Origin of the sequence: Pseudomonas sp. Seg1, from assembly GCF_018326005.1 — a bacterium.
Lineage (GTDB): Bacteria > Pseudomonadota > Gammaproteobacteria > Pseudomonadales > Pseudomonadaceae > Aquipseudomonas.
In genome coordinates, this window is sequence record NZ_AP021903.1 from 594668 (window position 1) to 618663 (window position 23996).

The 23996-nt window shown below is 61.2% G+C and carries 22 protein-coding genes and 1 riboswitch; of the genes, 16 read left to right on the forward strand and 6 right to left on the reverse strand.

What is annotated here, in order from left to right; genetic code table 11:
• From KI231_RS02540 to KI231_RS02560, 5 genes are all read left to right on the forward strand, one after another.
• On the forward strand, positions 1-1401 hold the full coding sequence (locus KI231_RS02540) for a PIG-L deacetylase family protein (protein WP_213027346.1): 1401 nt from the start codon (positions 1-3) through the stop codon (positions 1399-1401).
• Positions 1402-1465: 64 nt separating this feature from the next.
• Positions 1466-2887 carry a bifunctional D-glycero-beta-D-manno-heptose-7-phosphate kinase/D-glycero-beta-D-manno-heptose 1-phosphate adenylyltransferase HldE gene (gene hldE, locus KI231_RS02545; RefSeq protein WP_103304713.1) on the forward strand — a complete coding sequence of 474 codons (1422 nt, stop codon included), beginning with the start codon at positions 1466-1468 and terminating at the stop codon, positions 2885-2887.
• Between the two features lie 130 nt (positions 2888-3017).
• Complete coding sequence (locus KI231_RS02550; protein ID WP_213027347.1) at positions 3018-3992, forward strand: glycosyltransferase family protein; 975 nt, start codon at positions 3018-3020, stop codon at positions 3990-3992.
• The gene (locus KI231_RS02555) at positions 3993-4679 is read left to right on the forward strand and encodes a hypothetical protein (RefSeq protein WP_213027348.1); all 687 of its coding nucleotides are present in this window, start codon (positions 3993-3995) and stop codon (positions 4677-4679) included. It begins immediately after the preceding gene.
• 51 nt (positions 4680-4730) lie between these two features.
• Positions 4731-5531 (forward strand): hypothetical protein, encoded by an 801-nt coding sequence (locus KI231_RS02560; protein ID WP_213027349.1) that lies wholly within the window; start codon positions 4731-4733, stop codon positions 5529-5531.
• A gap of 4 nt (positions 5532-5535) precedes the next feature.
• On the opposite strand, the gene KI231_RS02565 is transcribed toward KI231_RS02560, so the two are convergent.
• From KI231_RS02565 to KI231_RS02580, 4 genes are all read right to left on the reverse strand, one after another.
• Positions 5536-6501 (reverse strand): metal ABC transporter ATPase, encoded by a 966-nt coding sequence (locus KI231_RS02565; protein ID WP_103304629.1) that lies wholly within the window; start codon positions 6499-6501, stop codon positions 5536-5538.
• A gap of 31 nt (positions 6502-6532) precedes the next feature.
• Entirely contained in the window at positions 6533-7345 is an 813-nt protein-coding gene (locus KI231_RS02570) for an aldo/keto reductase (RefSeq protein ID WP_213027350.1), read from the reverse strand.
• A complete protein-coding gene (locus tag KI231_RS02575; RefSeq protein ID WP_213027351.1) occupies positions 7342-8517 on the reverse strand; it encodes an NAD(P)/FAD-dependent oxidoreductase in 1176 nt (391 codons plus the stop codon). Before KI231_RS02575 ends, KI231_RS02570 begins: the two co-directional genes overlap by 4 nt.
• 268 nt (positions 8518-8785) lie before the next feature.
• Positions 8786-9118 (reverse strand): DMT family transporter, encoded by a 333-nt coding sequence (locus KI231_RS02580; RefSeq protein ID WP_103304632.1) that lies wholly within the window; start codon positions 9116-9118, stop codon positions 8786-8788.
• 108 nt (positions 9119-9226) lie between these two features.
• On the opposite strand from KI231_RS02580, the gene KI231_RS02585 reads away from it, so the two are divergent.
• Both KI231_RS02585 and waaA read left to right on the forward strand, forming a co-directional pair.
• Complete coding sequence (locus KI231_RS02585) at positions 9227-10123, forward strand: LysR family transcriptional regulator (protein ID WP_213027352.1); 897 nt, start codon at positions 9227-9229, stop codon at positions 10121-10123.
• Positions 10124-10134: 11 nt separating this feature from the next.
• Entirely contained in the window at positions 10135-11409 is a 1275-nt protein-coding gene (waaA, locus tag KI231_RS02590; protein WP_213027353.1) for a lipid IV(A) 3-deoxy-D-manno-octulosonic acid transferase, read from the forward strand.
• Positions 11410-11592: 183 nt separating this feature from the next.
• On the opposite strand, the gene KI231_RS02595 is transcribed toward waaA, so the two are convergent.
• Entirely contained in the window at positions 11593-13026 is a 1434-nt protein-coding gene (locus tag KI231_RS02595; RefSeq protein WP_213027354.1) for a TolC family outer membrane protein, read from the reverse strand.
• 206 nt (positions 13027-13232) lie between these two features.
• Positions 13233-13338, forward strand: a riboswitch (TPP riboswitch).
• A 146-nt stretch (positions 13339-13484) separates the two neighbouring features.
• Between KI231_RS02595 and thiC the strand changes: the two genes are divergently transcribed.
• Positions 13485-15374, forward strand: a complete 1890-nt coding sequence (thiC, locus tag KI231_RS02600; RefSeq protein ID WP_103304636.1) for a phosphomethylpyrimidine synthase ThiC — start codon at positions 13485-13487, stop codon at positions 15372-15374.
• Positions 15375-15541: 167 nt separating this feature from the next.
• Entirely contained in the window at positions 15542-16834 is a 1293-nt protein-coding gene (gene cytX / locus KI231_RS02605; protein ID WP_213027355.1) for a putative hydroxymethylpyrimidine transporter CytX, read from the forward strand.
• Here the strand turns inward: cytX and KI231_RS02610 are convergent.
• Positions 16803-17549, reverse strand: coding sequence for an RsiV family protein (locus KI231_RS02610; protein ID WP_103304638.1), 747 nt, complete (start codon positions 17547-17549; stop codon positions 16803-16805). The two genes, cytX and KI231_RS02610, sit on opposite strands and share 32 nt — an antisense overlap.
• 243 nt (positions 17550-17792) lie before the next feature.
• On the opposite strand from KI231_RS02610, the gene KI231_RS02615 reads away from it, so the two are divergent.
• From KI231_RS02615 to KI231_RS02645, 7 genes are all read left to right on the forward strand, one after another.
• Positions 17793-18410 (forward strand): NUDIX domain-containing protein, encoded by a 618-nt coding sequence (locus tag KI231_RS02615; RefSeq protein ID WP_103304639.1) that lies wholly within the window; start codon positions 17793-17795, stop codon positions 18408-18410.
• Complete coding sequence (locus KI231_RS02620) at positions 18401-18853, forward strand: DUF1249 domain-containing protein (RefSeq protein WP_064117171.1); 453 nt, start codon at positions 18401-18403, stop codon at positions 18851-18853. The genes KI231_RS02615 and KI231_RS02620 overlap by 10 nt, the downstream gene beginning before the upstream one ends.
• Before the next feature lie 99 nt (positions 18854-18952).
• Positions 18953-19768 carry a 3',5'-cyclic-AMP phosphodiesterase gene (cpdA, locus tag KI231_RS02625; protein WP_213027356.1) on the forward strand — a complete coding sequence of 272 codons (816 nt, stop codon included), beginning with the start codon at positions 18953-18955 and terminating at the stop codon, positions 19766-19768.
• A 158-nt stretch (positions 19769-19926) separates the two neighbouring features.
• Positions 19927-20535: a YqiA/YcfP family alpha/beta fold hydrolase gene (locus KI231_RS02630; protein WP_213027357.1), complete on the forward strand. Its 609-nt coding sequence runs from the start codon at positions 19927-19929 to the stop codon at positions 20533-20535.
• Positions 20536-20576: 41 nt separating this feature from the next.
• Complete coding sequence (parE, locus tag KI231_RS02635) at positions 20577-22484, forward strand: DNA topoisomerase IV subunit B (protein ID WP_103304642.1); 1908 nt, start codon at positions 20577-20579, stop codon at positions 22482-22484.
• Positions 22484-23473, forward strand: a complete 990-nt coding sequence (locus tag KI231_RS02640; RefSeq protein ID WP_103304643.1) for an esterase-like activity of phytase family protein — start codon at positions 22484-22486, stop codon at positions 23471-23473. Before parE ends, KI231_RS02640 begins: the two co-directional genes overlap by 1 nt.
• Complete coding sequence (locus KI231_RS02645) at positions 23470-23994, forward strand: retropepsin-like aspartic protease family protein (protein ID WP_103304644.1); 525 nt, start codon at positions 23470-23472, stop codon at positions 23992-23994. Before KI231_RS02640 ends, KI231_RS02645 begins: the two co-directional genes overlap by 4 nt.
• Positions 23995-23996 lie beyond the last annotated feature (2 nt).

Below are 23996 nucleotides of genomic sequence, written 5' to 3' on the forward strand. Positions count from 1 at the left end.
ATGAGTGCTCGCAAGCAACAGCTTCTCAAGGCCCATCGGCGCAGCAAGCGTCTGTTCCTCGTCGCCTTTCTGGTGTCGCTGTTGCTGATCGGTGTGTTGATCGCCTGGTGGCTGGTGCCGCTGTTGCTGGTGCTTGCCTGGGTTGCCCACGAAGCGTGGTTTGCCGATCATTTGTTTTACCGCCCCGGCGACGATTATCAATACCGGTTTCCCGCGAATACTGCGCGTCAGGCCGTTAGCCTGGATGGCGGTGTTGTGCGCCTGAGCGAGCCATTGGCCCCGGGTGAAACGCTGATTCTCGAGCTTGAAGTGAAGGCCGGTTGGCTGGGGCGCTGGCTCGATCCGTATGTTCAGGTCGGCAATGATCGCCAGGATTTTGAACGTGGGGTCAAAGGGCGGCGTTTTCTCAACCTTTCCGGACAAGCAACGGCGCTGGGCCAGGGTTCGCTGACGCTGAGCGGGCACCATTGCACGCCGGGTGCCACGGGCACGCTGTGGGTCATGGCCAACCCTGACTACGCTCGCCAGCGCGTCATGGTCATCGCGCCGCATGCCGATGATGCCGAGCTTGCGGCATTCGGCCTTTACAGTCGCAGCGAAGACGTCAGCATCGTCACCCTTACCCAAGGCGAGATCGAGGCTGAAGACTTCCAGCGACTGGGCCTTGATCAAGCCGCTGCCGCACGCTTGAAAGGCCGCTTGCGCAGCTGGGACAGTCTGGTGATTCCGCTGTGGGGCGGGGTGCCCGCAGAACGTTGCGTGCAACTGGGTTACTACTGTCTGCAATTGCCTGCAATGGCCGCCGAGCCAGGCAAGGCGTTTGGCTCTCGCGAGTCGCAGGAAAACGATGTGCGCAGCGTGCGCCGACACAACCCGCTGATCTTGCCTGGTGATCTTGACGGGCAACCGACCTGGAAGAATCTGGTCGGCGACCTGGTGGCCCTGCTGGAGCACTATCGTCCGCAAGTGCTGGTGACACCGCATCCCGAACTGGACCCGCACAGTGACCACGTCGCCGCCACTCAGGCGCTGCTTGAGGCCGTTGGCCGCAGCAACTGGAAGCCGACGACCCTGCTGATGTACGCCAATCATCTGCATGACAACGACCGTTGGCCGATGGGGCCGGCAGGTGCCGGTATCGCGCTGCCGCCGGCCATCGAGGCATTGCCAGCCGATCGCTTGTGGAGCCCGCTGCTGTCAGCCGACGTGCAACTGGACAAGGCCATGGCACTGGCCATGGAGCATGATTTGCAGGGTGGGCAAGTGTTCAAGCGGCAATTGCGTCGCTGGATCCAGCACGGACTGGCGGGGCGCCGCTGGCCTGTCACGGGCAGTAACGAATTTTTCCGCAAGGCGGTCCGGCGCCACGAATTGTTCTGGGTGCGCGACCTTTCAGATTGAGGCGGACGGCGCTTTACCCTGTGTTAATATCGCGCCCCTGTTCATTTTGTATGTGGGTTGCTCCATGAAGTTGTCCATGCCGCGTTTCGATCAAGCCCCGGTCTTGGTAGTCGGCGATGTCATGCTCGACCGCTACTGGCATGGCGGAACCTCACGGATTTCCCCTGAGGCACCGGTGCCGGTCGTTAAGGTCGAGCAAATCGAAGACCGTCCGGGCGGCGCCGCGAACGTTGCCTTGAACATTGCCGCGCTGGGTGCGCCGGCGTCTCTGGTCGGTGTGACCGGTGATGACGAAGCCGCCGACAGCCTGAGCAACAGTCTCAAAGGCGCGGGCGTTCGGGCCCTGTTCCAGCGCATCGCGCACCAGCCAACCATCGTCAAGCTGCGGGTCATGAGCCGGCACCAGCAACTGCTGCGTATCGACTTTGAAGAACCGTTTGCCACTGACGCCCTGGCCCTTGGCTCGCAGGTCGACGACCTGCTCGAAGGCATCAAGGTCCTGGTGTTGTCCGACTACGGCAAAGGCGCGCTGAAAAACCATCAGGCGCTGATCCAGGCGGCCCGGGCAAAAAACATTCCGGTGCTGGCCGATCCGAAAGGCAAGGATTTCTCGATCTACCGTGGCGCCAGCCTGATCACCCCGAACCTCAGTGAGTTCGAAGCCATCGTCGGCGGTTGCGCCGATGAACACGAACTGGTGAGCAAGGGCGCAACCCTGATGCACGATCTCGAACTCGGTGCGCTGCTGGTCACTCGAGGCGAACACGGTATGACCCTGCTGCGTCCGGATCATCCGGCACTGCACCTGCCGGCCCGTGCCCGTGAAGTGTTCGATGTCACCGGCGCCGGTGACACGGTGATTTCGACCCTGGCCGCTGCCATTGCCGCCGGCGAAGAGCTTCCGCACGCTGTGGCACTGGCCAATCTGGCCGCCGGCATCGTCGTCGGCAAGCTCGGTACCGCTGCCATCAGCGCCCCGGAACTGCGTCGCGCCATTCAGCGCGAAGAAGGCTCCGAGCGCGGTGTGCTGGGCCTCGAGCAGTTGCTGCTGGCGGTGGCCGATGCCCGCGCGCACAACGAGAAGATCGTCTTCACCAATGGCTGTTTCGACATCCTGCATGCCGGCCACGTGACTTATCTGGAGCAGGCGCGAGCCCAGGGCGATCGTCTGATCGTCGCGGTCAACGACGATGCGTCCGTCAGCCGACTGAAAGGGCCGGGGCGCCCGATCAACAGTGTTGACCGGCGTATGGCGGTTCTGGCCGGGCTCGGGGCTGTGGACTGGGTCATCAGCTTCCCTGAAGGCACACCGGAAAACCTGCTGCGTGAGGTCAAGCCGGACGTGTTGGTCAAGGGCGGCGATTACGGGATCGACCAAGTGGTGGGTGCCGATATCGTGTCGGCTTATGGCGGCACCGTGAAAGTGCTGGGACTGGTGGAAAACAGCTCGACAACAGCGATTGTCGAAAAAATCCGCAGTCGTTGAGCAGATGAATCTTTACCGTTGTGTACTGCGTGTGAACGGATTTTGCCTTGGGGATCTAACCGTTTCCGTTGATGTTGGCAGGTTTGAATCCGATGCGCTTGCCTGCCTATGTCGCGTGGTCAATTAACTTATGAAAGTCATGCTCCTGGTGATGGACGAGCAGCGGGTCATTCTTGACCGGCTCTACGACATCGTGCAGCAGAACTGTGATGAATGTGTCATCTACCGTCTGAGCAAACAGCAACAGATGAACCTCGGGCCGTTTCTGGCCTCGGTCGATTACCAGATGTTCGACCGCGTGGTGATCTTCTCCCGGGTCAAGCGCCTGGCCCCGCAACTGCGGGTGCTCAAGTGCATTCCCGGGCTGATCTTTCTCGAACACGACGCCTACCAGAACTACATGCCTGCCAGTAAGTATCGGGGCGTGTATTCGCGGCTCTACAGCCGTCTGCCGAGCTGCCGCGCACTGGTATCCGGCGCGGTGGTCGCGCGCAAAATGCTCGCTGAAGGCATTGATACAGTGTTCGTCTCCAAGGGTTACGACGAGCAGATGCTGCGCAACATCGGCACTGAGCGGGACATTCCCGTCGGTTTTCTCGGCAGCCTGAAAAGCACCGAATATGCCGAACGCAAAGCACTGCTCGAATCGCTGTCGAAGCGAACCGGGATGCTGGTGACGCGCACGAAGTCGGGCTCGGAGTATCTCGAAACGCTCAATCGCATCAGGATCTTTGTCAGCGCCGATATCGGCATGAACGAGTTCATGATCAAGAATTTCGAAGCCATGGCCTGCGGTTGTGTGCTGCTGGCCTGGAGTCAGGGCGAAGAAGACCAGTTGCTCGGTTTCGAAGACATGCACAACACCGTGTTCTACCGCAGCGAAGACGAAGCGGTGGAAAAGATCAAACTGTTGCAAGGCAACCCTGAGCTGGCGGATCGCATCGCCAGCAATGGTCAGGCCTTTGCACAGAGCCGTTATTCCTTCGCGCGGGTTGGCCAGTCCCTCGCGGCTGAAATCCAGCGCGAGATGCGCCCATGGCAGCCGCCGTCGGCATTTACGCGGTTCTGGGTGAAGCTGCGTCACGGGATGAAGGTGCCGGTCTGAATGATGGACGAACACATGGCGCTGGATGCGCTGCCCGGTGGTGACCAGTCGGTGTTGGGCGCTTTGCCCGAGGCGTTGCGCGAGTGCCTGAGTCGCGCAGCGCGGGTCATCCTGATTGCCAACAACCCGGCCATCACGGCAGCGGACGTTCAGGCGCTGAACATTGGCGTCGATGACGTCGTCGTCAGCTTCAATACCTGCATCAAGGCAGCGCTGCTCAACGCGCAAAGCGCCAATGTCTTTGTGCACGGCTATAACGCCCCGGACCATTACTTTTTCGGCCTGCCTTACGGGCCGGACGTACAACGACTGATCAATCAGGCGAGTGAACGGTGTTTCACCCTGCTGGTCGGTTGCGCGGCACCGATGTGCCCGTTACCGCGGGTGGCGATGTACTGGGATCGCATCCCGTTGCCGCCGCTGTGGAACTATCCGGTCGACCGGCCGGGAGGCAAGCGTTACGTCGGCCCCACAACCGGTTTCAACACGCTGGTGTTGCTCGACTGGTTGCGCGGTCAACCCGGTTACACCTATCAACTGATGACTCTGGGTTTTTCCAACGAAGCCGGCAAGCTGTGGGGTGGTCACGCCTGGGATTACGAGCGCGACTGGCTGCAGAAGTCGGACGTCATCGTAGTGCCCCTGCAACCCCGTCGCTGGTGGCAAAAGCTGTTCCGCCAGAAATAAGCGATAGCCTGTCGCCGGCCGGCCCGAACTACTTTCAAAAGGTGCTGTTGAGTGTTGAAAATTGCCGTGGCCTTTTTCGGGATTCCGAGAAACTCGCCGATTTGCTTCCCCTCCATCGAGCAGAACGTCCTGGCGCAGTTGCCTGCGGGCAGCGACGTAAAGTGTTTTTATCACCTGTACAAAATCGATGAAGTGCAGAACTCGCGCTCCGGCGAAAAAGGCGAGCTGGCGGCAGACAACTATCAGCCGTTCGAATCAATGACCGGGACGCTGACTTCAACCGAAGGCGTGCTGGAGCGCTGGGATTTCGAGCAGGTCAAGGCACAAGGCGACACGTGGGCCGATGACTTCGCGTCGCTGCGCAACCTGATCTATCAGCTCAACTCGCTGCACACCGTGACCACGATGATCGAGGCCTTCGATCCGGATTACGTGGTGTTCGTGCGACCGGACAATTTCTTCCACAACCCGCTGCCTGCTTATGTGTTCAATCATCCAGAGGCCCGGCGGCACAATGCCTACATTCCTGATTGGCAGTGGTGGGGCGGGTTGAATGACCGCTTTGCCATTTGTGGGCGCGACACTTACGTCGCCTACGGCAAGCGGATCGAGCGCATCTTCGAATTCTGCAAGGCGACGGGGCGAAAGCTGCACTCCGAGCGTTTGCTCAAGTACGCATTGCAGCGGGTCGATGCCAAGGTTTGCACATTGAAAACCCAAGCATCACGGGTACGCATTACCGGCGCATTTGCCGAAGAGTCGTTCTCGCCCAAGCGTGGCATGGGCAAGCGCGAAAACCGCTACTTCCATTTCTTCGCGACCTTGCGCACATGGATCGATAGCAAGCGCTAACCGGCTATTTGCTCGCGCGTTTCTTGCCGATGCCAACCAGACGCAACGCCTTCAGACTCAGTTGCTTGAGGCCTGTGCGAGGGGGCTTTGCGGGTTGCAGGCCTTGCTGCACGACCCAGTCCTTCCAGCGAATTCGTTCATCGCGTACGACCCAGCCCTCTTGAGTTGCGAAGCTCTCTGCGAGGTAAAGTCCGCGGGTGCCGGCCGGCAGGAGTTTGTCGCGCTTGAGGGTATAGAGTTCGGCCAGTGGTGCACCGTCCTTGAGCGGCATCAGATAGAGGTCGGGGCGCTTGCGGTCGAGCCGTGCCACCAGTTGATCACCTTCCAGGCGCTCATCGACATGGAACAGGCTCAGGGATTTGGCTTCCTTGGGCACGTCCAGACGCAAGTCATAGATCAATTGCAGCGACGCGGTCGGCAAATGCACATAGGCGCGCGGCCGTTCCAGCAATTGCAGGTTAGCGCAACGAATCGGGCGCGCCGAGCCGGACAACGGCGTCAGCCGAAACGGCAAGGCCTCGCGGTAATGCAGCGCGGAGGAGTAGGGCGCCGGCAGCCACGTGTCGTTGAAACGTCCGCCGAGCCAGCCTTCCGGGGTTTCCAGCAAACACTCTTCGGCAATTTCCTGGATGGCCGTGTGCAGCGGAATATTCAGTTCGTGGGCCGGTACGTAACCGGAAATCAGTTTCAGCACCACGTCGCCGCGATCCTGCCGGCGCTGGCGTACCAGCACCCAATAATCGCGATTCTGCCAATGCAGGGTCAGGCGCACCGAGACTCCGAGATTCGCCAGCTCCAGCGAAAAGCGCTCGGCATCCGCCACGCTCACCGGTTTGCGTCGCTGCAAGGTCTGCGCGAAGTTCAGCGGCATGCCGACGCTCTGATAGGTCAGGCCTTCGGGGGTGGCTTCGACGAACAGCGGCAGGGTCTTGAAGTTGCTCGGGTTCTTTCTGATGAGCGTGCGCGGCATATCGGCTCCTGCTTAAGGCCGCGGGGCGGCGTCAGTGACCACGAAGGACCTGGGCAACGGTCGCAACGTTATGGGCGAGGTGCAGCGGATTGATCGTCCCGACAATAGCACTGGCTACGCCGGGCTGGGCAAACAGCAATTCGAAGCTGGCACGCACCGGGTCCACACCTGGGCTCAGGCAAACGTGACCGCTGGCCAGGGCTTTTTTCACCAGAATGGCTTTGCCATGGGCAGCAGCATAGTCAATGACTGCCTTCTCGCTCTGTTCGTTCAGATTGTAGGTGACCATCGCGCAGTCGCCCTGCTCCAGTGCCTTCAGGCCACCTTCGACGGTTTTGCCGGAGAAACCGAAGCCGCGAATCTTGCCCTCGGCCTTGAGCGCCGCGAGTGTGGCGTACACCTCTTCGTGCTCAAGGATCGCCATGTCATTGCCGTCGGAGTGCACCAGCACCAGATCGATAAAATCGGTTTCAAGACGTTGCAGGCTGCGCTCCACCGACAGGCGCGTGTGGGCCGCGCTGAAGTCGTGACGTGACTCACCGTTGGCAAACTCTTCGCCGACCTTGCTGACAATCACCCAGTCCTGTCGCTGGCCCCGCAGTAGCGGGCCGAGGCGTTCTTCGCTGCGGCCATAAGCCGGCGCGGTGTCGATCAGGTTGATGCCCAGACCCTGCGCTTGCCGCAGCAGCATGCGCGCCGCCTCATCGTCGGGGATCTGAAAACCGTTGGGGTATTTCACCCCTTGATCACGGCCGAGTTTGACCGTGCCCAGGCCCAGTGGCGAAACCGTCAGGCCGGTGCTGCCCAGCGGGCGATGCAAGTCATGCAGGGTAGCGATACTCATGGCAGCAGTTGCTCCCAGGCTGGCACGCCCAGCGGTGGTTTTGGCAGGGGCGGCAAAGGTTCGGCGGCTTGCGGCTGGATGCCGTCGCGCTGCAGAGAGGCGATCACCCGATCAGCAAAATCCGGAGCCAGCGCCAGTTTGGTCGGCCAGCCGACCAGCAAGCGTCCCTCTTCAGCGAGGAAGGCATTGTCCGGGCGCGTCAGGCCGGTTTGCAGCGGCTCGGCACGGTCGACGCGCAAGGTCGCCCATTGCGTGGTGCTGAGGTCGATCCACGGCAGCAACTGCGCGATTTCTTTCTGCGCGGTGGCGATCTGCTCGGCGGGCTCGCGGTTTACACCTTCGCTCTCGGCGATGTCGCCGCCCATGTACCAGACCCATTGGCCATCCGCCGCCGGGTGCGTGGTCACGGTGATACGCGGCTTGGTGCCGCCGCCCAGGCAGTGTGCGTACAGCGGTTTCAGGCCCGGGCCTTTGGCGATGATCATGTGCAGTGGCCGGCGTTGCATGGCCGGATGGCTCAGGCCCAGAGCGGTGAGCAGATCAGCGGTGCCGGCGCCGGCGCTGAGGACGATGCGCTGCGCACGGATCTCGCGACCGTCGACTTTCAAGCCGACCAGCACACCCGCTTCCAGCAACGGCTCGATGGTTTGCCCGGCCAGCAAGCCGTCGCCGGCCAGATCGGCCAGGCGTTGAATCAGGCTCGGCACATCGACCACCAGTTCGGCGAGGCGATAGACCTTGCCCTTGAAACGTTTGTCCTGCAGTGCCGGCGGCAATTGATCGCCCTTGACCTGATCGACACGGCCACGCACGGCTTTGCTGGCGAAGAAACTGGTGAGGTTGCCGGCCAGAGTGCCCGGCGACCACAGGTAATGCGCTTCGGAGAGCAGGCGCACGCCGGACAGGTCCAGTTCACCGTCGCCGGCCAGCGCTTCACGCCAGCGGCGTGGCATGTCGGCAATGGCTTCCGAGGCGCCGGTCAGCGCACCGTGCAGCGCGTATTTGGCGCCACCGTGGATGATGCCCTGGGATTTCACACTCTGCCCGCCGCCGAGGCTGGCGCTTTCCACCAGCACGGTCGAAAAACCCTGACGGCGCAGGCGCGCGTTCAGCCAGAGGCCGGCGACACCAGCGCCGACAATCAGAACGTCAGTGGAAATAACGGATGGCATGCAACGACCTCAGTGTTCAAGACGAGGGCGCAGTATACAGACTCGGGAAAGAGGCGGATTTGTCGATGATCAACAGGCCGAATGCAAAACCTCTGGCCTGACAAATCCCCTGCGGCGAGGGAGCTTGCTCCCGCTGGGTCGCGAAGCGAGCCCAAAACCTGAGACCGAGTTATTGCTGACACTCGGTGGTGTGCGATTTTACGACTGCTACGCAGCCGAGCGGGAGCAAGCTCCCTCGCCACAGGTTTTGGAATGTGCTTGAGAGGGATTAATGGCCGGCGGTTTTCGAGAACAGCTGGATGACGACCACGCCGAGCACGATCAGCGCCATCCCGAGCATCGCCGGGATATCCAGTTTCTGCCCATAGATAAACAGCGCCGCCACGCTGACCATGACGATGCCCATGCCGGCCCATACCGCGTAGGCCACGCCCACCGGCACGGTACGCACCACCAGCGTCAGCATCCAGAAGGCGATGCCGTAGCCGACGATCACCAGAATCAGCGGCAGCGGCGTACTGATGCCCTTGACCGCTTTCATCGAAACGGTGGCTATCACTTCGGCGCAGATGGCAATGGCCAGATAGACGTAGGCGTTCATGTGTAAACCCTCATAGGAAACGTTGCTTGCTGAGGCGGCATTCTAGAGATTCACCAGATGCGGTAAAGTCATTACCTATCTGTTTACAAGATGGGTTGGTGACGCAACATGCAGTGGAATCTCGATCAGCTACGCGTTTTTATCGATGTCGCCGAACAGCGCTCGTTCTCCGCCGTGGCGCGCAAGCAGCGCAAGGCGCAGTCGGCGATCAGCAGCGCCATCGCCCTGCTTGAAGATGATCTGGGCGTCAGTCTCTTCGAGCGTAGCAGCGGTCGCCAGCCGTGCCTCACCGAAGCGGGAGAAGCGTTGCTGGAAGAGGCCCGCGAAGTCTTGCGTCAATGCGAACGCCTCAACGGCCGTGCCATGGCGATGATGCGCGGGCAGGAAGCGCAGTTGCGCGTGGCACAGGATGAGGCGATGCCCTATCAGGCGCTGGTGGAAAGTTTCGGTGCGCTGGCCGAGCAATTTCCCAGCCTGGAAGTGCAACTGACCAGCGCCGCCCAAGGCGAGGTCGCCCGCAAACTGGTCGAGCGCCGCGCCGATCTCGGGCTGTTGTTCTATCACGACGAAATCCCCGAAGCGCTGGAGCGGCGGGTACTCGGCAGTGTGGAAATGGTCACGGTCTGCGGCATCAATCATCCGTTGGCGACGCAATCCTGGGTCACTTGCCAGCAACTGGCGCAACACCGGCAGTTGTTGATGTCGACGCAAACCAGTGTCTATCCCGGCAACGAACCGGCCAGCCCGCAGGTATGGCGTGCCGACAGTTTTTACGTGATGGCCGAATGGCTGGTGCGCGATCTTGGCTGGGCCTGGTTGCCGCGCCATGTGGTGCAGTACTCGGCGTATCAGGGCTTGATGGTTGAGTTGGACAGCGAATGGACGCCGCCGGCGCTGGTGGTGGAGCTGGTCTGGCGCCGCGACGAACCGCTGGGGCCGGCGGCGCGTTGGCTGGCTGAACGTTTTGCCGTGCACTTGCAGGCGATCGACGGCAAAAGTCGATAAACTCCGCCGCCATGAATAGAACTCTCTACACCGCGCTGTTTTACCTGGGGCTGCCATTGGTGGCGATTCGGCTGTGGCTGCGCTCGCGCAAGGCACCGGCGTATGCCAAGCGGATTGGCGAGCGTTTCACTTATGGCATGCCGACGTTGCGCCCCGGCGGCATCTGGGTGCACGCGGTGTCGGTGGGCGAAAGCATCGCCGCGGCGCCGATGATCCGCGCGTTGTTGCAACGTTATCCAACGCTTCCGATTACCGTGACCTGCATGACCCCGACGGGTTCGGAGCGCATTCATGCACTGTTCGCCGATGAGCCGCGCATCCAGCATTGTTATCTGCCGTATGACTTGCCGTGTGCGGCGGCGCGGTTTCTCGATCGTGCCCAACCGAAACTCGCGGTGATCATGGAAACCGAATTGTGGCCCAACCACATTCACCAATGCGCCAAACGCGGGATTCCCGTGGCGCTGGCCAACGGCCGATTGTCCGAGCGCTCGGCTCGCGGTTACGCGCGTTTCAGCAAACTGACCGCGCCGATGCTCGCCGAGATGAGCTTTTTCGCCGTGCAGACCGCCACTGAGGCGCAACGCTTCCGTGATCTCGGTGCGCGCCCGGAGACGGTCGAGGTGACCGGCTCGATCAAATTTGACCTGACCATCGACCCGCAGCTGCTGCAACGAGCCGCTGAGTTGCGCGGCCAATGGCAGGCGCTGGAGCGTCCGGTGTGGATCGCTGCGAGCACTCACGAGGGCGAGGATGAAGTGGTGCTGGACGCCCATCGTCGCTTGCTCGCCAACTATCCGAATGCGCTGCTGATTCTGGTGCCGCGTCATCCGGAGCGTTTCAACTCGGTGTTCGAACTGTGCCAGCGCGAAGGCTTTGCCACGGTGCGTCGCTCGACCGGCGTCAGTGTCAATGCGCAGAAGTCGGTACTGCTCGGCGACACCATGGGCGAGTTGCTGTTTCTCTATGCACTGGCGGACAGCGCGTTTGTCGGCGGCAGCTTGGTGGCGAATGGTGGGCACAACCTGCTGGAGCCCGCCGCGCTGGCGAAACCGGTGTTGAGTGGCCCGCACCTGTTCAACTTCCTCGATATCGCCGCGCAATTGCGTGAGGCTGGCGCGTTGGCCGAGGTGGATGATGCCGAAGGGCTGGCGGTGGAAGTGCAGCGCCTGTTCGAACTGCCGCGTGATGCGCAGCGCATGGCCGAAGCCGGGCTGGCGGTGATGCGCCGCAACCAGGGCGCGTTGCAGCGTTTGCTGGATGGCTTGGGCAGGTTGATCAAATAGTCGCGTGGAACACTTATTGTGGCGAGGGGATTTATCCCCGATCGGCTGCTCAGCAGTCGTAAACCCTGTTTCCTAGATATGACTGAATGACCGCGATGGATGTTTTAGGGCTGCTTCGCAGCCCATCGGGGCGGTGCGACGTTTCGCTAAATCCCCTCGCCACAAGGGATTTATCCAGATTGTTTAAGGCCGTGCCTTGAGCTGCGCCTCGGCAGCCTTGGCCAGATCCGGTGGCAGGAAGTCCTTGTCCGGGTTGTAGTCGGCCTTCAGATACCGCGTCAGATCCTGCAAGTCCCCCGGGTTCAACGTCCCCGCCGCCTGCTTTAAGCGCAGGTTGTCGAGGATGTAGTCGTAGCGGGTGTTGTTGTAGTTGCGCACCGAGGTGTACAGCTGACGCTGGGCATCGAGCACGTCGACGATGTTGCGCGTACCGACCTGATAACCGATTTCCGTGGCTTCCACTGCGCTCTGGTTGGAGATGATCGACTGACGGCGTGCCTGCACCTGCTCAACGTCGGTGTTGACCGCGCGATGCAGATTGCGGGTGTTTTCGACGATCTGCCGACGCAGGGATTCGCGCTGCTGTTCGCTCTGATTCAGTTGTTCATACGACTGGCGCACTTGCGAACTGGTCAACCCGCCGCTGTAGATCGGGATGTTCAGTTGCAGGCCCAGCGTGCTCTGTTCGACGTTGCCACGGTATGGCGTGCCAAAAGCATTCGGGTTGGCGAAACCGAGGGCGTCGTTGTCGCCTTTTTCGTATTTGGCCACGGCGTCGAGGGTCGGCAGGTGGCCGGCCTTGCGCTGCTTCAGGGTCTGTTCGGCCGAGCTGACGGCGAAGTTGCTGGCGAGCAGATTGAGGTTCTGTTTCGCCGCCGTATCGACCCACGCCTTGGCGTCGTTCGGCGCCGGCGGCAGGATCGGCAGCGTGTGGACGATGCCCTGAATCGAGTTGTACTGGCGGTTGGTCAGGGTGATCAATGCTTCGAACGCATCATCGACCTGACGCTGGGCGACGATCCGGTTGGCCCGCGCGGTGTCGTAACTGGCTTGCGATTGCAGCACGTCGGTCTTGTCCGACAGGCCGACATCGAAGCGCTCGTTGGACTGATCGAGCTGGCGCTTGAACGCCGCTTCTTCGGCCTTGGTCGAGGCCAGATTGTCCTGACTGCGCAGCACGTTGAAATAGCTTTCGGCCGATTGCAGGATCAGGTTCTGTTCGGTGGCCGACAGTTGCAGCGCGGCCTGCTCGTTGACGTCCTTGGCCGCCTGATACTGGAACCAGCGATCGGCGCGGAACAGCGGTTGGGCGAGCGTCGCCTGATAGGAATGCGCGCTGCGGTTGGCAATGGCCGAAGGCTGGTCGATCGAGGTGCGTACGTCGGCGACTTCAGCGCCGCCGGACAGATTCGGCAGCAATCCGGCGCGGGCCTGCGGCACCACTTCCTTCTGTGCGCCGTACTGGGCGCGGGCAGCGGCCAGATCGGCGTTGTTGTCGACCGCTTCCTGATAGACGCTGACCAGATCGGTTTTGCTCGACAAGGGCGCTTCTGCTGCCCAGGCCATTGCGTTGGACGCACAAGACACGGCAAGAGCCAGTGAAAGTTTGCGCAGCATGAGGCGATCCCTAGCAAGAAATATTACGAAAATAATGTGAGCGCCAAGGCTACGGCGCGGCCCCGGTAGCGTCAAGGCGCGCAGGGCACAGCGAGTGTAGTTGCGCAATCGTGCGGCAACAATCCTGCAAGTCCCGCCAATTGCGCCATTCATCATGGTGTTTGCTGCGGTGTTGGCGTTCTTTGCCGGTTGTGTCTAGACTGGCCGGGTTCTTGTCGGGGTGCCTTGCTATGAGGCTGAGATCGAATAATTTCGGATCCCGTTGAACCTGATCAGGTTAGCGCCTGCGTAGGGAACAAGATTTCTCGTCACCCGGCGAGTCCTCTTGTGCTTCGTCCGGGAAATTGTTCGACAATCGAACGCTCGACGACGATGCACAGCACCGGTCCTGGTGCGTCCGTGCCTTTCAGGTTCTGCTCCGACAATCCACTGCCTGGATGCTGTCTGGAGAGCCCGTGATGACTACAAAATCTAAAAACGCGATCAACCTGAGTGACTCGGCCAAGGTCGACGAGCAATCGGTCAAGCCGTTCACCCGTTCGCAAAAAATCTACGTTCAGGGCTCCCGTCCGGACATCCGCGTGCCAATGCGCGAAATCACCCTCGATGTGACCCCGACCGACTTCGGTGGCGAAATCAACGCGCCAGTCACCGTCTACGACACCTCCGGCCCGTACACCGATCCGAACGTGGTGATCGATGTGCGTAAAGGTCTCGGCGATGTGCGTTCGGCATGGATCGACGACCGTGGCGACACCGAGCGTCTGCCAGGTCTGAGCTCGAACTTCGGCCAGGAACGCCTCGCCGACCCAGAGCTGACCAAACTGCGCTTCGCTCACGTCAACAACCCGCGCCGCGCCAAGGCCGGGGCCAACGTCAGCCAGATGCACTACGCACGTAAAGGCATCATCACCGCCGAGATGGAATACGTCGCCATCCGCGAAAACATGAAGCTGCAAGAAGCCCGCGCCGCAGGTCTGTTGCAGCAGCAACACGCCGGCCACAGCTTCGGCGCCAGCATCCCGAAAGAAATCACCGCCGAATTCGTCCGCGAAGAAATCGCCCGTGGCCGTGCAATCATTCCGGCCAACATCAACCACGTCGAACTGGAACCGATGATCATCGGCCGTAACTTCCTGGTGAAGATCAACGGCAACATCGGTAACAGCGCCCTGGGTTCGTCCATCGAAGAAGAAGTGGCGAAACTGACCTGGGGCATTCGCTGGGGTTCGGATACCGTGATGGACTTGTCCACCGGCAAACACATCCACGAAACCCGCGAATGGATCATCCGCAACTCGCCAGTGCCGATCGGCACCGTACCGATCTATCAGGCGCTGGAAAAGGTCAACGGCGTGGCTGAAGACCTGACCTGGGAGCTGTTCCGCGACACGCTGATCGAACAGGCGGAGCAGGGCGTCGACTACTTCACCATTCACGCCGGCGTACTGCTGCGCTACGTGCCGCTGACCGCCAAACGCGTGACCGGCATCGTGTCCCGTGGCGGTTCGATCATGGCCAAGTGGTGCCTGGCGCATCACAAAGAAAACTTCCTCTACACCCACTTCGACGAAATCTGCGAAATCATGAAGGCCTACGACGTCAGCTTCTCGCTGGGCGATGGCTTGCGTCCGGGCTCGATTGCCGACGCCAACGATGAAGCGCAATTCGGCGAACTGGAAACCCTCGGCGAGCTGACCAAGATCGCCTGGAAACACGACGTGCAGTGCATGATCGAAGGCCCGGGCCACGTGCCGATGCAGTTGATCAAAGAGAACATGGACAAGCAGCTCGAGTGCTGCGACGAGGCGCCGTTCTACACCCTCGGCCCGCTGACCACCGACATCGCGCCGGGTTACGACCACATCACCTCGGGTATCGGTGCGGCGATGATCGGCTGGTTCGGTTGCGCGATGCTCTGCTACGTGACGCCGAAAGAGCACTTGGGCCTGCCGAACAAGGATGACGTGAAGACCGGGATCATCACCTACAAGATCGCCGCTCACGCCGCCGACCTTGCGAAGGGCCACCCGGGCGCGCAGATTCGCGACAACGCCTTGAGCAAGGCGCGTTTCGAGTTCCGTTGGGAAGACCAGTTCAACCTCGGTCTGGACCCGGACACCGCCCGTTCGTATCACGATGAAACCCTGCCGAAGGACTCGGCGAAGGTCGCGCACTTCTGTTCGATGTGCGGGCCGAAATTCTGCTCGATGAAGATCACCCAGGAAGTCCGCGAATACGCGGCCAACCAGCGGATCGACGCGGTCGACGTGGACGTCGCCCAGGGCCTGGCGGAACAGGCCGAGCGGTTCAAGAAGGAAGGCAGTCAGCTGTACAAGAAGGTTTGATCTGACCTGAGTCCGGCGGCGCTCGCGCCGCCGTCATCGCGGGCAAGCCCGCTCCCACAGTGTTTTGCGTTGCCCACAAGATTTGTGTTCAGCGAGGATTCTGTGGGAGCGGGCTTGCCCGCGATGGCGATCAAAAAAACAACAAATGTCCCTCTGAGATAACACCCTTGAGCATTCAACCCAGCACTTATTCCCCAGAGCTCGCCGTGCCCGCCGACAAGCGTGTATTCGGCGGTCGCGATCTGTTTTCCCTGTGGTTTTCCCTCGGCATCGGCTTGATGGTCTTGCAGACCGGTGCGCTACTGGCGCCAGGTCTGGGCCTGTCCGGTTCGTTACTGGCGATTTTCCTCGGCACGCTGGTCGGCGTTTTGCTGCTGGCCGCCGTCGGCGTGATCGGCAGCGACACCGGCCTGTCGTCGATGGCCGCACTGAAACTCAGCCTCGGCCGCAAAGGCGCGAGCCTGCCGGCGCTGCTCAATCTGCTGCAACTGATCGGTTGGGGCTCCTTTGAAATCATCGTTATGCGCGACGCCGCCAGCCTGCTGGGCACCCGCGCTTTCGGCGAGCACTCGCTGTGGGCTTACCCGCTGCTGTGGACCTTGTTTTTCGGCACGCTGGCGACCTTGCTTGCAGTCAGCGGGCCGCTGACATTCGTCCGGCAGATCCTGCGCAAGTGGGGAATCTGGCTGCTGCTCGGCGCGTGCATCTGGCTGACCTGGAACCTGTTCGCCAAGGCTGATCTGGCGGCGCTATGGGCGCAGGCCGGTGACGGTTCGCTGCCGTTCGCCGTGGGCTTCGACATTGCTATCGCGATGCCGCTGTCGTGGCTGCCGCTGATCGCCGACTACTCGCGTTTCGGCAAGCGCGCGAAAAACGTTTTCGGTGGCACCGCGATTGGCTTCTTTATCGGCAATTTCTGGCTGATGAGCCTCGGCGTTGCCTACACCTTGGCGTTCGCACCGAGCGGTGAAGTCAACGCATTGCTGCTGGCCTTGGCTGGCGCCGGGCTGGGCATTCCGTTGCTGCTGATTCTGCTCGATGAGTCGGAAAACGCCTTCGCCGACATTCACTCGGCAGCGGTGTCCAGCGGGATTCTGTTGCGCTTGAAAGTCGAGCATCTGGCCTTGGCCATCGGCGTGATCTGCACGCTGATCGCCTTGCTGGCACCATTGGCGCAGTACCAGAATTTTCTGCTGCTGATCGGTTCGGTGTTTGCGCCGCTGTTTGGCGTGGTGCTGGTGGATCACTTCATTCTGCGCAAGCGCAGTGCTCAGGTCGCGTCAGCCGCATTGCGCTGGCCAGCGCTGTTGGCGTGGCTGGGTGGCGTGAGCACCTACCACTTGCTGGCGAATCTGTATCCGGATGTCGGCGCAACCCTGCCGGCGCTGGTGCTGGCAGGGCTGTTGCAGTTCGTGCTGGGTCGGGCCTTCAGTTACGGCCGGGAAACAGCTCGGGCTTGAGGATGCCGTTCAGACGCGGATAAGGAATCTTCAGTTCGACGTGGCCCAGCGCGTAAGGCGCGATGGTGGTCACGTCGTACTTGAGGATCACGCCGCCATAGGTCAGCGCCACGTTCTGGGTTTTCACGAACGGCCAGTTCTTGACGAACTCCGCTTCCTGATCGAGCTTGGTGCTGATCAACCAGCTGTTGTGCGCTACTTGCGCAGCCTTCCAGAACGCGTCTTCCTGACCCGGCAGCAGCATGTCCGACAGGTTCAGCACCTTGTGCTGCTGGCGCGAATAGTTGATGAAACCGCGCCCCGGGGTGCCATGTGCGCCGCCGGTGTCGAGGTAGCTCGACAACTCGATGATCACCAAGCCGTCATGCTGCTCACGTACTTTCGCTTGCAGGTAGCTGCTGTTGCGCGGGCCGGCATTGGCCAGGAACTGCTCGCGATAGGCTGCCAGGGTCGGCGCCACCGGCGCGTTTTTCTCGGTGCGGGTCATTTGCAACAGACGTTTTTCGATGATCCCGTCGAGTGCCGGTTCTGCCGGGAAACGCAGAGTGTCGATATTCACCAGTGGGCAGTCAGGGTTGGAGCAGCCGGGTTTCAGCTGTTCCGACGCATCGCGGGTGGTCTCCAGCGGTGTGCGGTAATTGGGCTGGAACAGGCTGGCGCAGGCACCCAGAGTCAGGGCGATGGCGGCCACGGAGGCAATTTTGAAAAGCGACATGGGCGTCCTTTCGAAAGCAGGGGAAGGCAAAAAGATATCCGCTTCGACTCTCGCAGAAGCAGTCAGTTCGCCACTAAGCTAATTAGAGTGGGTTTCGCCTCCACCGTCCATCCCGCTGACGGTAAAGGGGCTGCATCAAACGGTGCGGGCGCGTTAGGATGGCGCGAAGTCGAGGTTGCCGGTGACACGTTGCAGGTAACAAAAAGGCACCTCGTAATGGATTCGCAGTAAAGAGGATGCTTCATGACTGATTTTGCCAACGCCATTCCGACCACCGTCGATGTGGTAAAGCGCGAGCGCTGCTACGAGGGCTTCTACAAGCTCGACCGTTTGCACCTGCGCCATGAGTTGTTTGCCGGCGGCATGAGTCGGGAGATCAATCGCGAAGTGTTCGTGCGTCATGATGCCGTGTGCATGCTGCCCTACGATCCGCAACGCGACGAAGTGGTGCTGATCGAGCAGTTTCGTGTGGGTGCCATGGGCAAGACTGACAACCCGTGGCTGGTCGAGCTGGTCGCCGGTCTGATCGACAAGGAAGAAGTGCCGGAAGAAGTTGCTCACCGCGAAGCGCAGGAGGAAGCTGGGCTGGACATCAAGGCCCTGTGGCCGATGACCAAATATTTCCCGTCGCCGGGCGGCAGCAACGAGTTCGTGCATTTGTATCTGGGGCGTTGCAGCACCGACGGCGTTGGCGGCCTGCATGGGCTGGAGGAAGAGGCAGAAGATATCCGCGTCACGGTCTGGGCCTTCGAAGATGCCTTGCAGGCCGTACGCGACGGACGCATTGCCAACGCGGCGAGCATCATCGCCTTGCAATGGCTGGCGCTGAACCGCGCCGAAGTGAGGGGGTTATGGTCGTAAACAAGCTGCGCGATCGTTATCGGGTTGACCTCGCAGGCCTGCAAGCCGCCTGCGAGGCCAACTACGCGCGCCTGATGCGACTGGTGCCGGACATGCGCAACGAACCCGAAGCGCGGCGCATCGCCGTGACTCAGGGTGAGCAAATGCTCGGCGTGCTGGCCCTCGAAGTCCTGCAGACCTGTCCGTACACCACCACCTTGCAAGTGCGCCAGGAACACAGCCTGCCGTGGCTGCCGGTGCCGCAACTGGAAGTTCAGGTCTATCACGACGCACGCATGGCTGAAGTGGTCAGCGCCGAACATGCACGACGCTTTCGCGGCATCTATCCTTACCCGAACGCCGCGATGCATCAGCCCGATGAAAAAGCGCAGCTCAATCTGTTCCTGGGGGAATGGCTGAGTCATTGCCTGGCGTTGGGGCACGAGTACGAAGTCGTACGCTAGTTGTGAACTGCGTCCGGTTCGGCGGTTTCCCCTTTCACTCGTCCCCCAGCATAATTGCGCCATTCAACCGAATCCGTGCCTTTGCCCTGGGAGAACGCCTTGCCGAGCGTATCCACGTTGACCACCGCCGATCCGGCGTTGCTGGTGCAGTTGTCCGACAGCCATCTGTTCGCTGAAGCGGACGGCACGCTGCTGGGCATGAACACCCGCGAGAGCCTGCAAAAGGTCATTGAGCTGGTGCTGGGGCAGCAGCCCCAGATCGATTTGATTCTGGCTACTGGCGATATTTCCCAGGACGGCACGCTGGAGTCGTATCAGCAGTTTCGTGAAATGAGCGCGCAGATCGATGCTCCGGCGCGCTGGATTCCCGGCAATCACGACGAACCGCAAATCATGGCGGTGGCGGCGGTGCAGAGCGCGCTGCTGGAGTCGGTGGTCGATATCGGCAACTGGCGGGTGACTCTTCTGGATTCGGCTGTCCCCGGCTCGGTGCCAGGGTATTTGCAGGACGATCAACTGCAACTGCTGGCCCGCTCGTTGAGCGAAGCGCCGGAGCGTCATCATCTGGTGTGCTTCCACCATCATCCGGTGTCGATCGATTGCGCGTGGATGGAACCGATCGGCTTGCGCAATCCTGAGGCGTTTTTCGAGGTGCTGGATCGTTTTCCACAGGCGAGGGCGGTGTTGTGGGGGCATGTGCATCAGGAAATTGATCGCGAGCGCAATGGCGTGCGCCTGATGGCCTCGCCGTCGACCTGCATTCAGTTCGAACCGGGCAGTGAAGACTTCAAGGTCGGTGAGCAGGCGCCGGGTTATCGCTGGTTGCGGCTGCTGCCGGATGGTCGCCTCGAAACGGGAGTTGAGCGCGTCACCGATTTCGAATTCACCATCGATTACGGCTCCAACGGCTACTGAATACCGAGTCGCGGCCTTCGCGGGCAGGCTCGCTCCCACATTGGAACGCGAACACCCGTGGGAGCGAGCCTGCTCGCGAAGGCGTCCTTACAAACACCCACGAATTACCTGACTCCCTGTAAACTCCGCTATCTTTCGCCGACACCCAGGGAGCTCAAATGTCCGGTTCGATTCTCTATATCCACGGCTTCAACAGCGCACCGGCCTCGAAAAAGGCCTGTCAACTGGTCGAGGTGATGAAACGGCTGGGTTTGAGCGATCAACTGCGTGTCCCGGCCCTGCATCACCATCCGCGTGAAGCCATCGGTCAGTTGGAGCAAGCGATTGCCGAACTGGGCAGCCCGTTGCTGGTGGGAAGCTCACTCGGCGGCTACTATGCGACTCACCTGGCCGAGCGCCATGGCCTGAAAGCCTTGTTGGTCAACCCGGCCGTCAGTCCGCACCGGATGTTCGACGGCTATCTGGGCACGCAGAAAAACCTGTATACCGATGAAACCTGGGAATTGACCCATGACCATGTGACGGCGCTGGCCGAACTGGAAGTGCCGGCACCCCAGGATGCACAGCGTTATCAGGTCTGGTTGCAGACCGGCGATGAAACACTGGACTATCGCCTCGCCCAGCAGTATTACCGGGCCTGTGCCTTGCGCATTCAGGCCGGCGGCGACCATGGTTACCAGGGATTTACCGGGCAGTTGCCGGCGTTGTTGAGTTTTGCCGGCATTGGCGCCGATTTGTATCAGGCAATCGATTTCACCGCACTGTGAAGTCTTGCCCCTATTTCATGAATGACTGACGACGAGACCCTATGGCCACTCCCAGCGCTAGCTCTTATAACGCCGACGCCATCGAAGTCCTCTCGGGCCTCGACCCGGTGCGCAAACGCCCCGGCATGTACACCGACACCAGTCGGCCCAACCACCTTGCCCAGGAAGTCATCGACAACAGCGTCGACGAAGCCCTGGCCGGCCACGCCAAATCGGTACAGGTCATCCTGCACGCCGACCACTCGCTGGAAGTCAGCGACGACGGCCGTGGCATGCCGGTCGACATCCACCCGGAAGAGGGCGTGTCGGGCGTCGAGCTGATCCTCACCAAGCTGCATGCGGGCGGCAAGTTCTCCAACAAGAATTACCAGTTCTCCGGCGGTCTGCACGGCGTGGGTATTTCTGTGGTCAACGCCTTGTCGACCGAAGTCCGGGTGCGCGTCAAGCGTGACGGCAACGAATACCAGATGACCTTCAACGACGGTTTCAAAGCCTCCGAGCTGGAAATCGTCGGTACGGTCGGCAAGCGCAACACCGGCACCAGCGTGTACTTTGCGCCGGATCCGAAATACTTCGATTCACCAAAATTCTCCATCAGCCGCCTCAAGCACGTACTCAAGGCCAAGGCCGTTCTGTGCCCGGGATTGTTGGTCAGCTTCGAAGACAAAGGCACCGGCGAGAAAGTCGAATGGCATTACGAAGACGGCCTGCGCTCGTATCTGGTCGACGCTGTCAGCGAATTCGAGCGCCTGCCGAACGAACCGTTCTGCGGTGCCTTCGCCGGTAACAAGGAAGCGGTCGACTGGGCGCTGCTGTGGCTGCCGGAAGGTGGCGACGCGGTGCAGGAAAGCTACGTCAACCTGATCCCGACGGCGCAGGGCGGTACCCACGTCAACGGTTTGCGTCAGGGCTTGCTCGACGCGATGCGCGAATTCTGCGAATTCCGCAGCCTGCTGCCGCGCGGCGTGAAGCTGGCGCCGGAAGACGTCTGGGAGCGCATCGCTTTCGTCCTGTCGATGAAAATGCAGGAGCCGCAATTCTCCGGCCAGACCAAAGAGCGTCTGTCGTCCCGTGAAGCGGCGGCGTTCGTTTCCGGTGTCGTGAAAGATGCGTTCAGCCTGTGGCTCAACGCCAACCCGGAAACCGGTCTGGCGCTGGCCGAACTGGCGATCAACAATGCCGGTCGCCGCCTCAAGGCGAGCAAGAAAGTCGAGCGTAAACGCGTCACTCAGGGCCCTGCACTTCCGGGCAAGCTGGCTGACTGCGCCGGGCAGGACCCGATGCGTTCCGAACTGTTCCTGGTCGAAGGTGATTCCGCCGGCGGTTCCGCCAAACAAGCGCGGGACAAGGAATTCCAGGCGATCCTGCCGTTGCGCGGCAAGATCCTCAACACCTGGGAAGTCGACGGCAGCGAAGTGCTCGCCAGTCAGGAAGTGCACAACATCGCCGTGGCCATCGGTGTCGATCCGGGCGCCGCAGACATGAGCCAGTTGCGCTACGGCAAGATCTGCATCCTCGCCGACGCCGACTCCGACGGTTTGCACATCGCAACCTTGCTGTGCGCGTTGTTCGTCCAGCATTTCCGCCCGCTGGTGGATGCCGGTCACGTTTACGTCGCGATGCCGCCTCTGTACCGCATCGACCTCGGCAAAGAAATTTACTACGCCCTCGACGAAGCTGAGCGCGACGGCATTCTTGACCGTCTGGTAGCAGAGAAGAAGCGCGGCAAACCGCAGGTCACCCGATTCAAGGGGCTGGGTGAGATGAACCCGCCGCAGTTGCGCGAAACCACCATGGACCCGAACACTCGGCGTCTGGTGCAATTGACGCTGGGCGAAGACTTTGCCGAAACCTCGGAAATGATGGACATGCTGCTGGCGAAGAAACGCGCCGGTGACCGCAAGACCTGGCTCGAATCCAAAGGCAACCTCGCCGAGGTGCTGGCCTGATGCGATTTGGCTGGGCCCTGGCAGGTGCGTTACTGCTGAGTGCGATGACCGTTTCGGCCGAGCCGTTACAGGAATTGCGCCTGCTCTCCGAGCACCCCGTCGACGGTATGCGCGGTGGCAACCTGTCGGGGCTGGCCTTGTGCGGCAATGAGTTGTGGACGGTGTCCGACCGCGATGATGAGCAGATCTACCGGCTTAAAACCGCAGATCAAGTCTGGCTGGCGGAAACCGTGCACATCGATGTGCCAAAGGTGCCTGACAGCGGCTTGCCCTGGGGTTTGAGTTCGCGCACCTGGGCGGCCTCGTTCGTTCGTGGCGGCGATCTTGATTTCGAAGGCATCACCTGCGACAACGCCGGCAATCGCTACATTGTCAGCGAGGCCCACGCAGCGGTACTGCAAGTACCGCCACAAGGCCCGGCGTCGTGGCTGAAGATTTCGCCGATGCTGGTGAAAGAGGCTCGGGCCAGCGGCATGTTGCTGCACTTCAACGCACTATTCGAAGGTCTGGCGATCAACCCGGCGGGCGATCAGTTGTGGCTGGCCGCCGAGCGTGAGCGCCGTGGCCTGCTGAAGATCAAGCGGCAGCAAACGGTCTGGGATTGCGAGGGCGCCTGCGTGCTGCTCAGCGAAGGCGGGGTCGAGATGCAGCCGCCGCAGTTTCCCAAGGCCCGTGCCGTCACCCGCGACTTCGCTGATCTGTCGCTGTTCAACGGCAAGCTGTTTACCCTCGAGCGCAATGCGTTCCAGATTTGTCGTCGCGATGCGGTAACCGCCAAGGTCGAGCTGTGCTGGTCGTATGCCGAAGATGCCTTGCAGCCACAGCGCCAGTACTCACAGGCCTACGGTCTGGCGGAAGCGCTGGTGGTGGATGCCCAGGGCGCGTGGATCGGCATCGACAACAACGACGGTGCCCGCAACGACGGCGAAAAACGCCCGATCGTCTGGCGCTTTGCCGCGCCTGACGGCGGTTGGAGCGCCAAGCCGTGAGCCAGCAACCGCCGGGCAAACGCGCCGGTCGGGTGCTGATGATTCTGGCGTGGTGTGCTGCACTTTTTCTGGCCACACGGTTTTTCGGCCAGTGGGAACAACGCCAGCAGAATCCGAACGTCGTCGTGAGTTCGGAGCAGGGCGAAGGCTTTATTGAAGTGAAGCTGGCGAGCAATGCCCAAGGGCATTTTGTCGCCAGCGGCCAGATCAACGGTGAGCCGGTGGAGTTCATGCTCGACACCGGCGCGACCGATGTGGCGATCCCGGCGGATCTGGCCAAGCGTTTGAAGCTGGAAGAAGGTTTCGGTGTGACCCTGAGCACGGCCAATGGCCTGAGCCAGGGCTATCGGACAAAAATTGCCCGCCTGCAACTGGGCGACATCGTGCTGCGGGATGTTCGCGCACTGGTGGCGCCGGGGCTGCATGGCGATCAGGTGCTGCTCGGTATGAGCGCCCTGAACAAACTTGAATTTACTCAGCGCGGTGGCACCATGCTGCTGCGCCAGACAACGAACCGATGAGG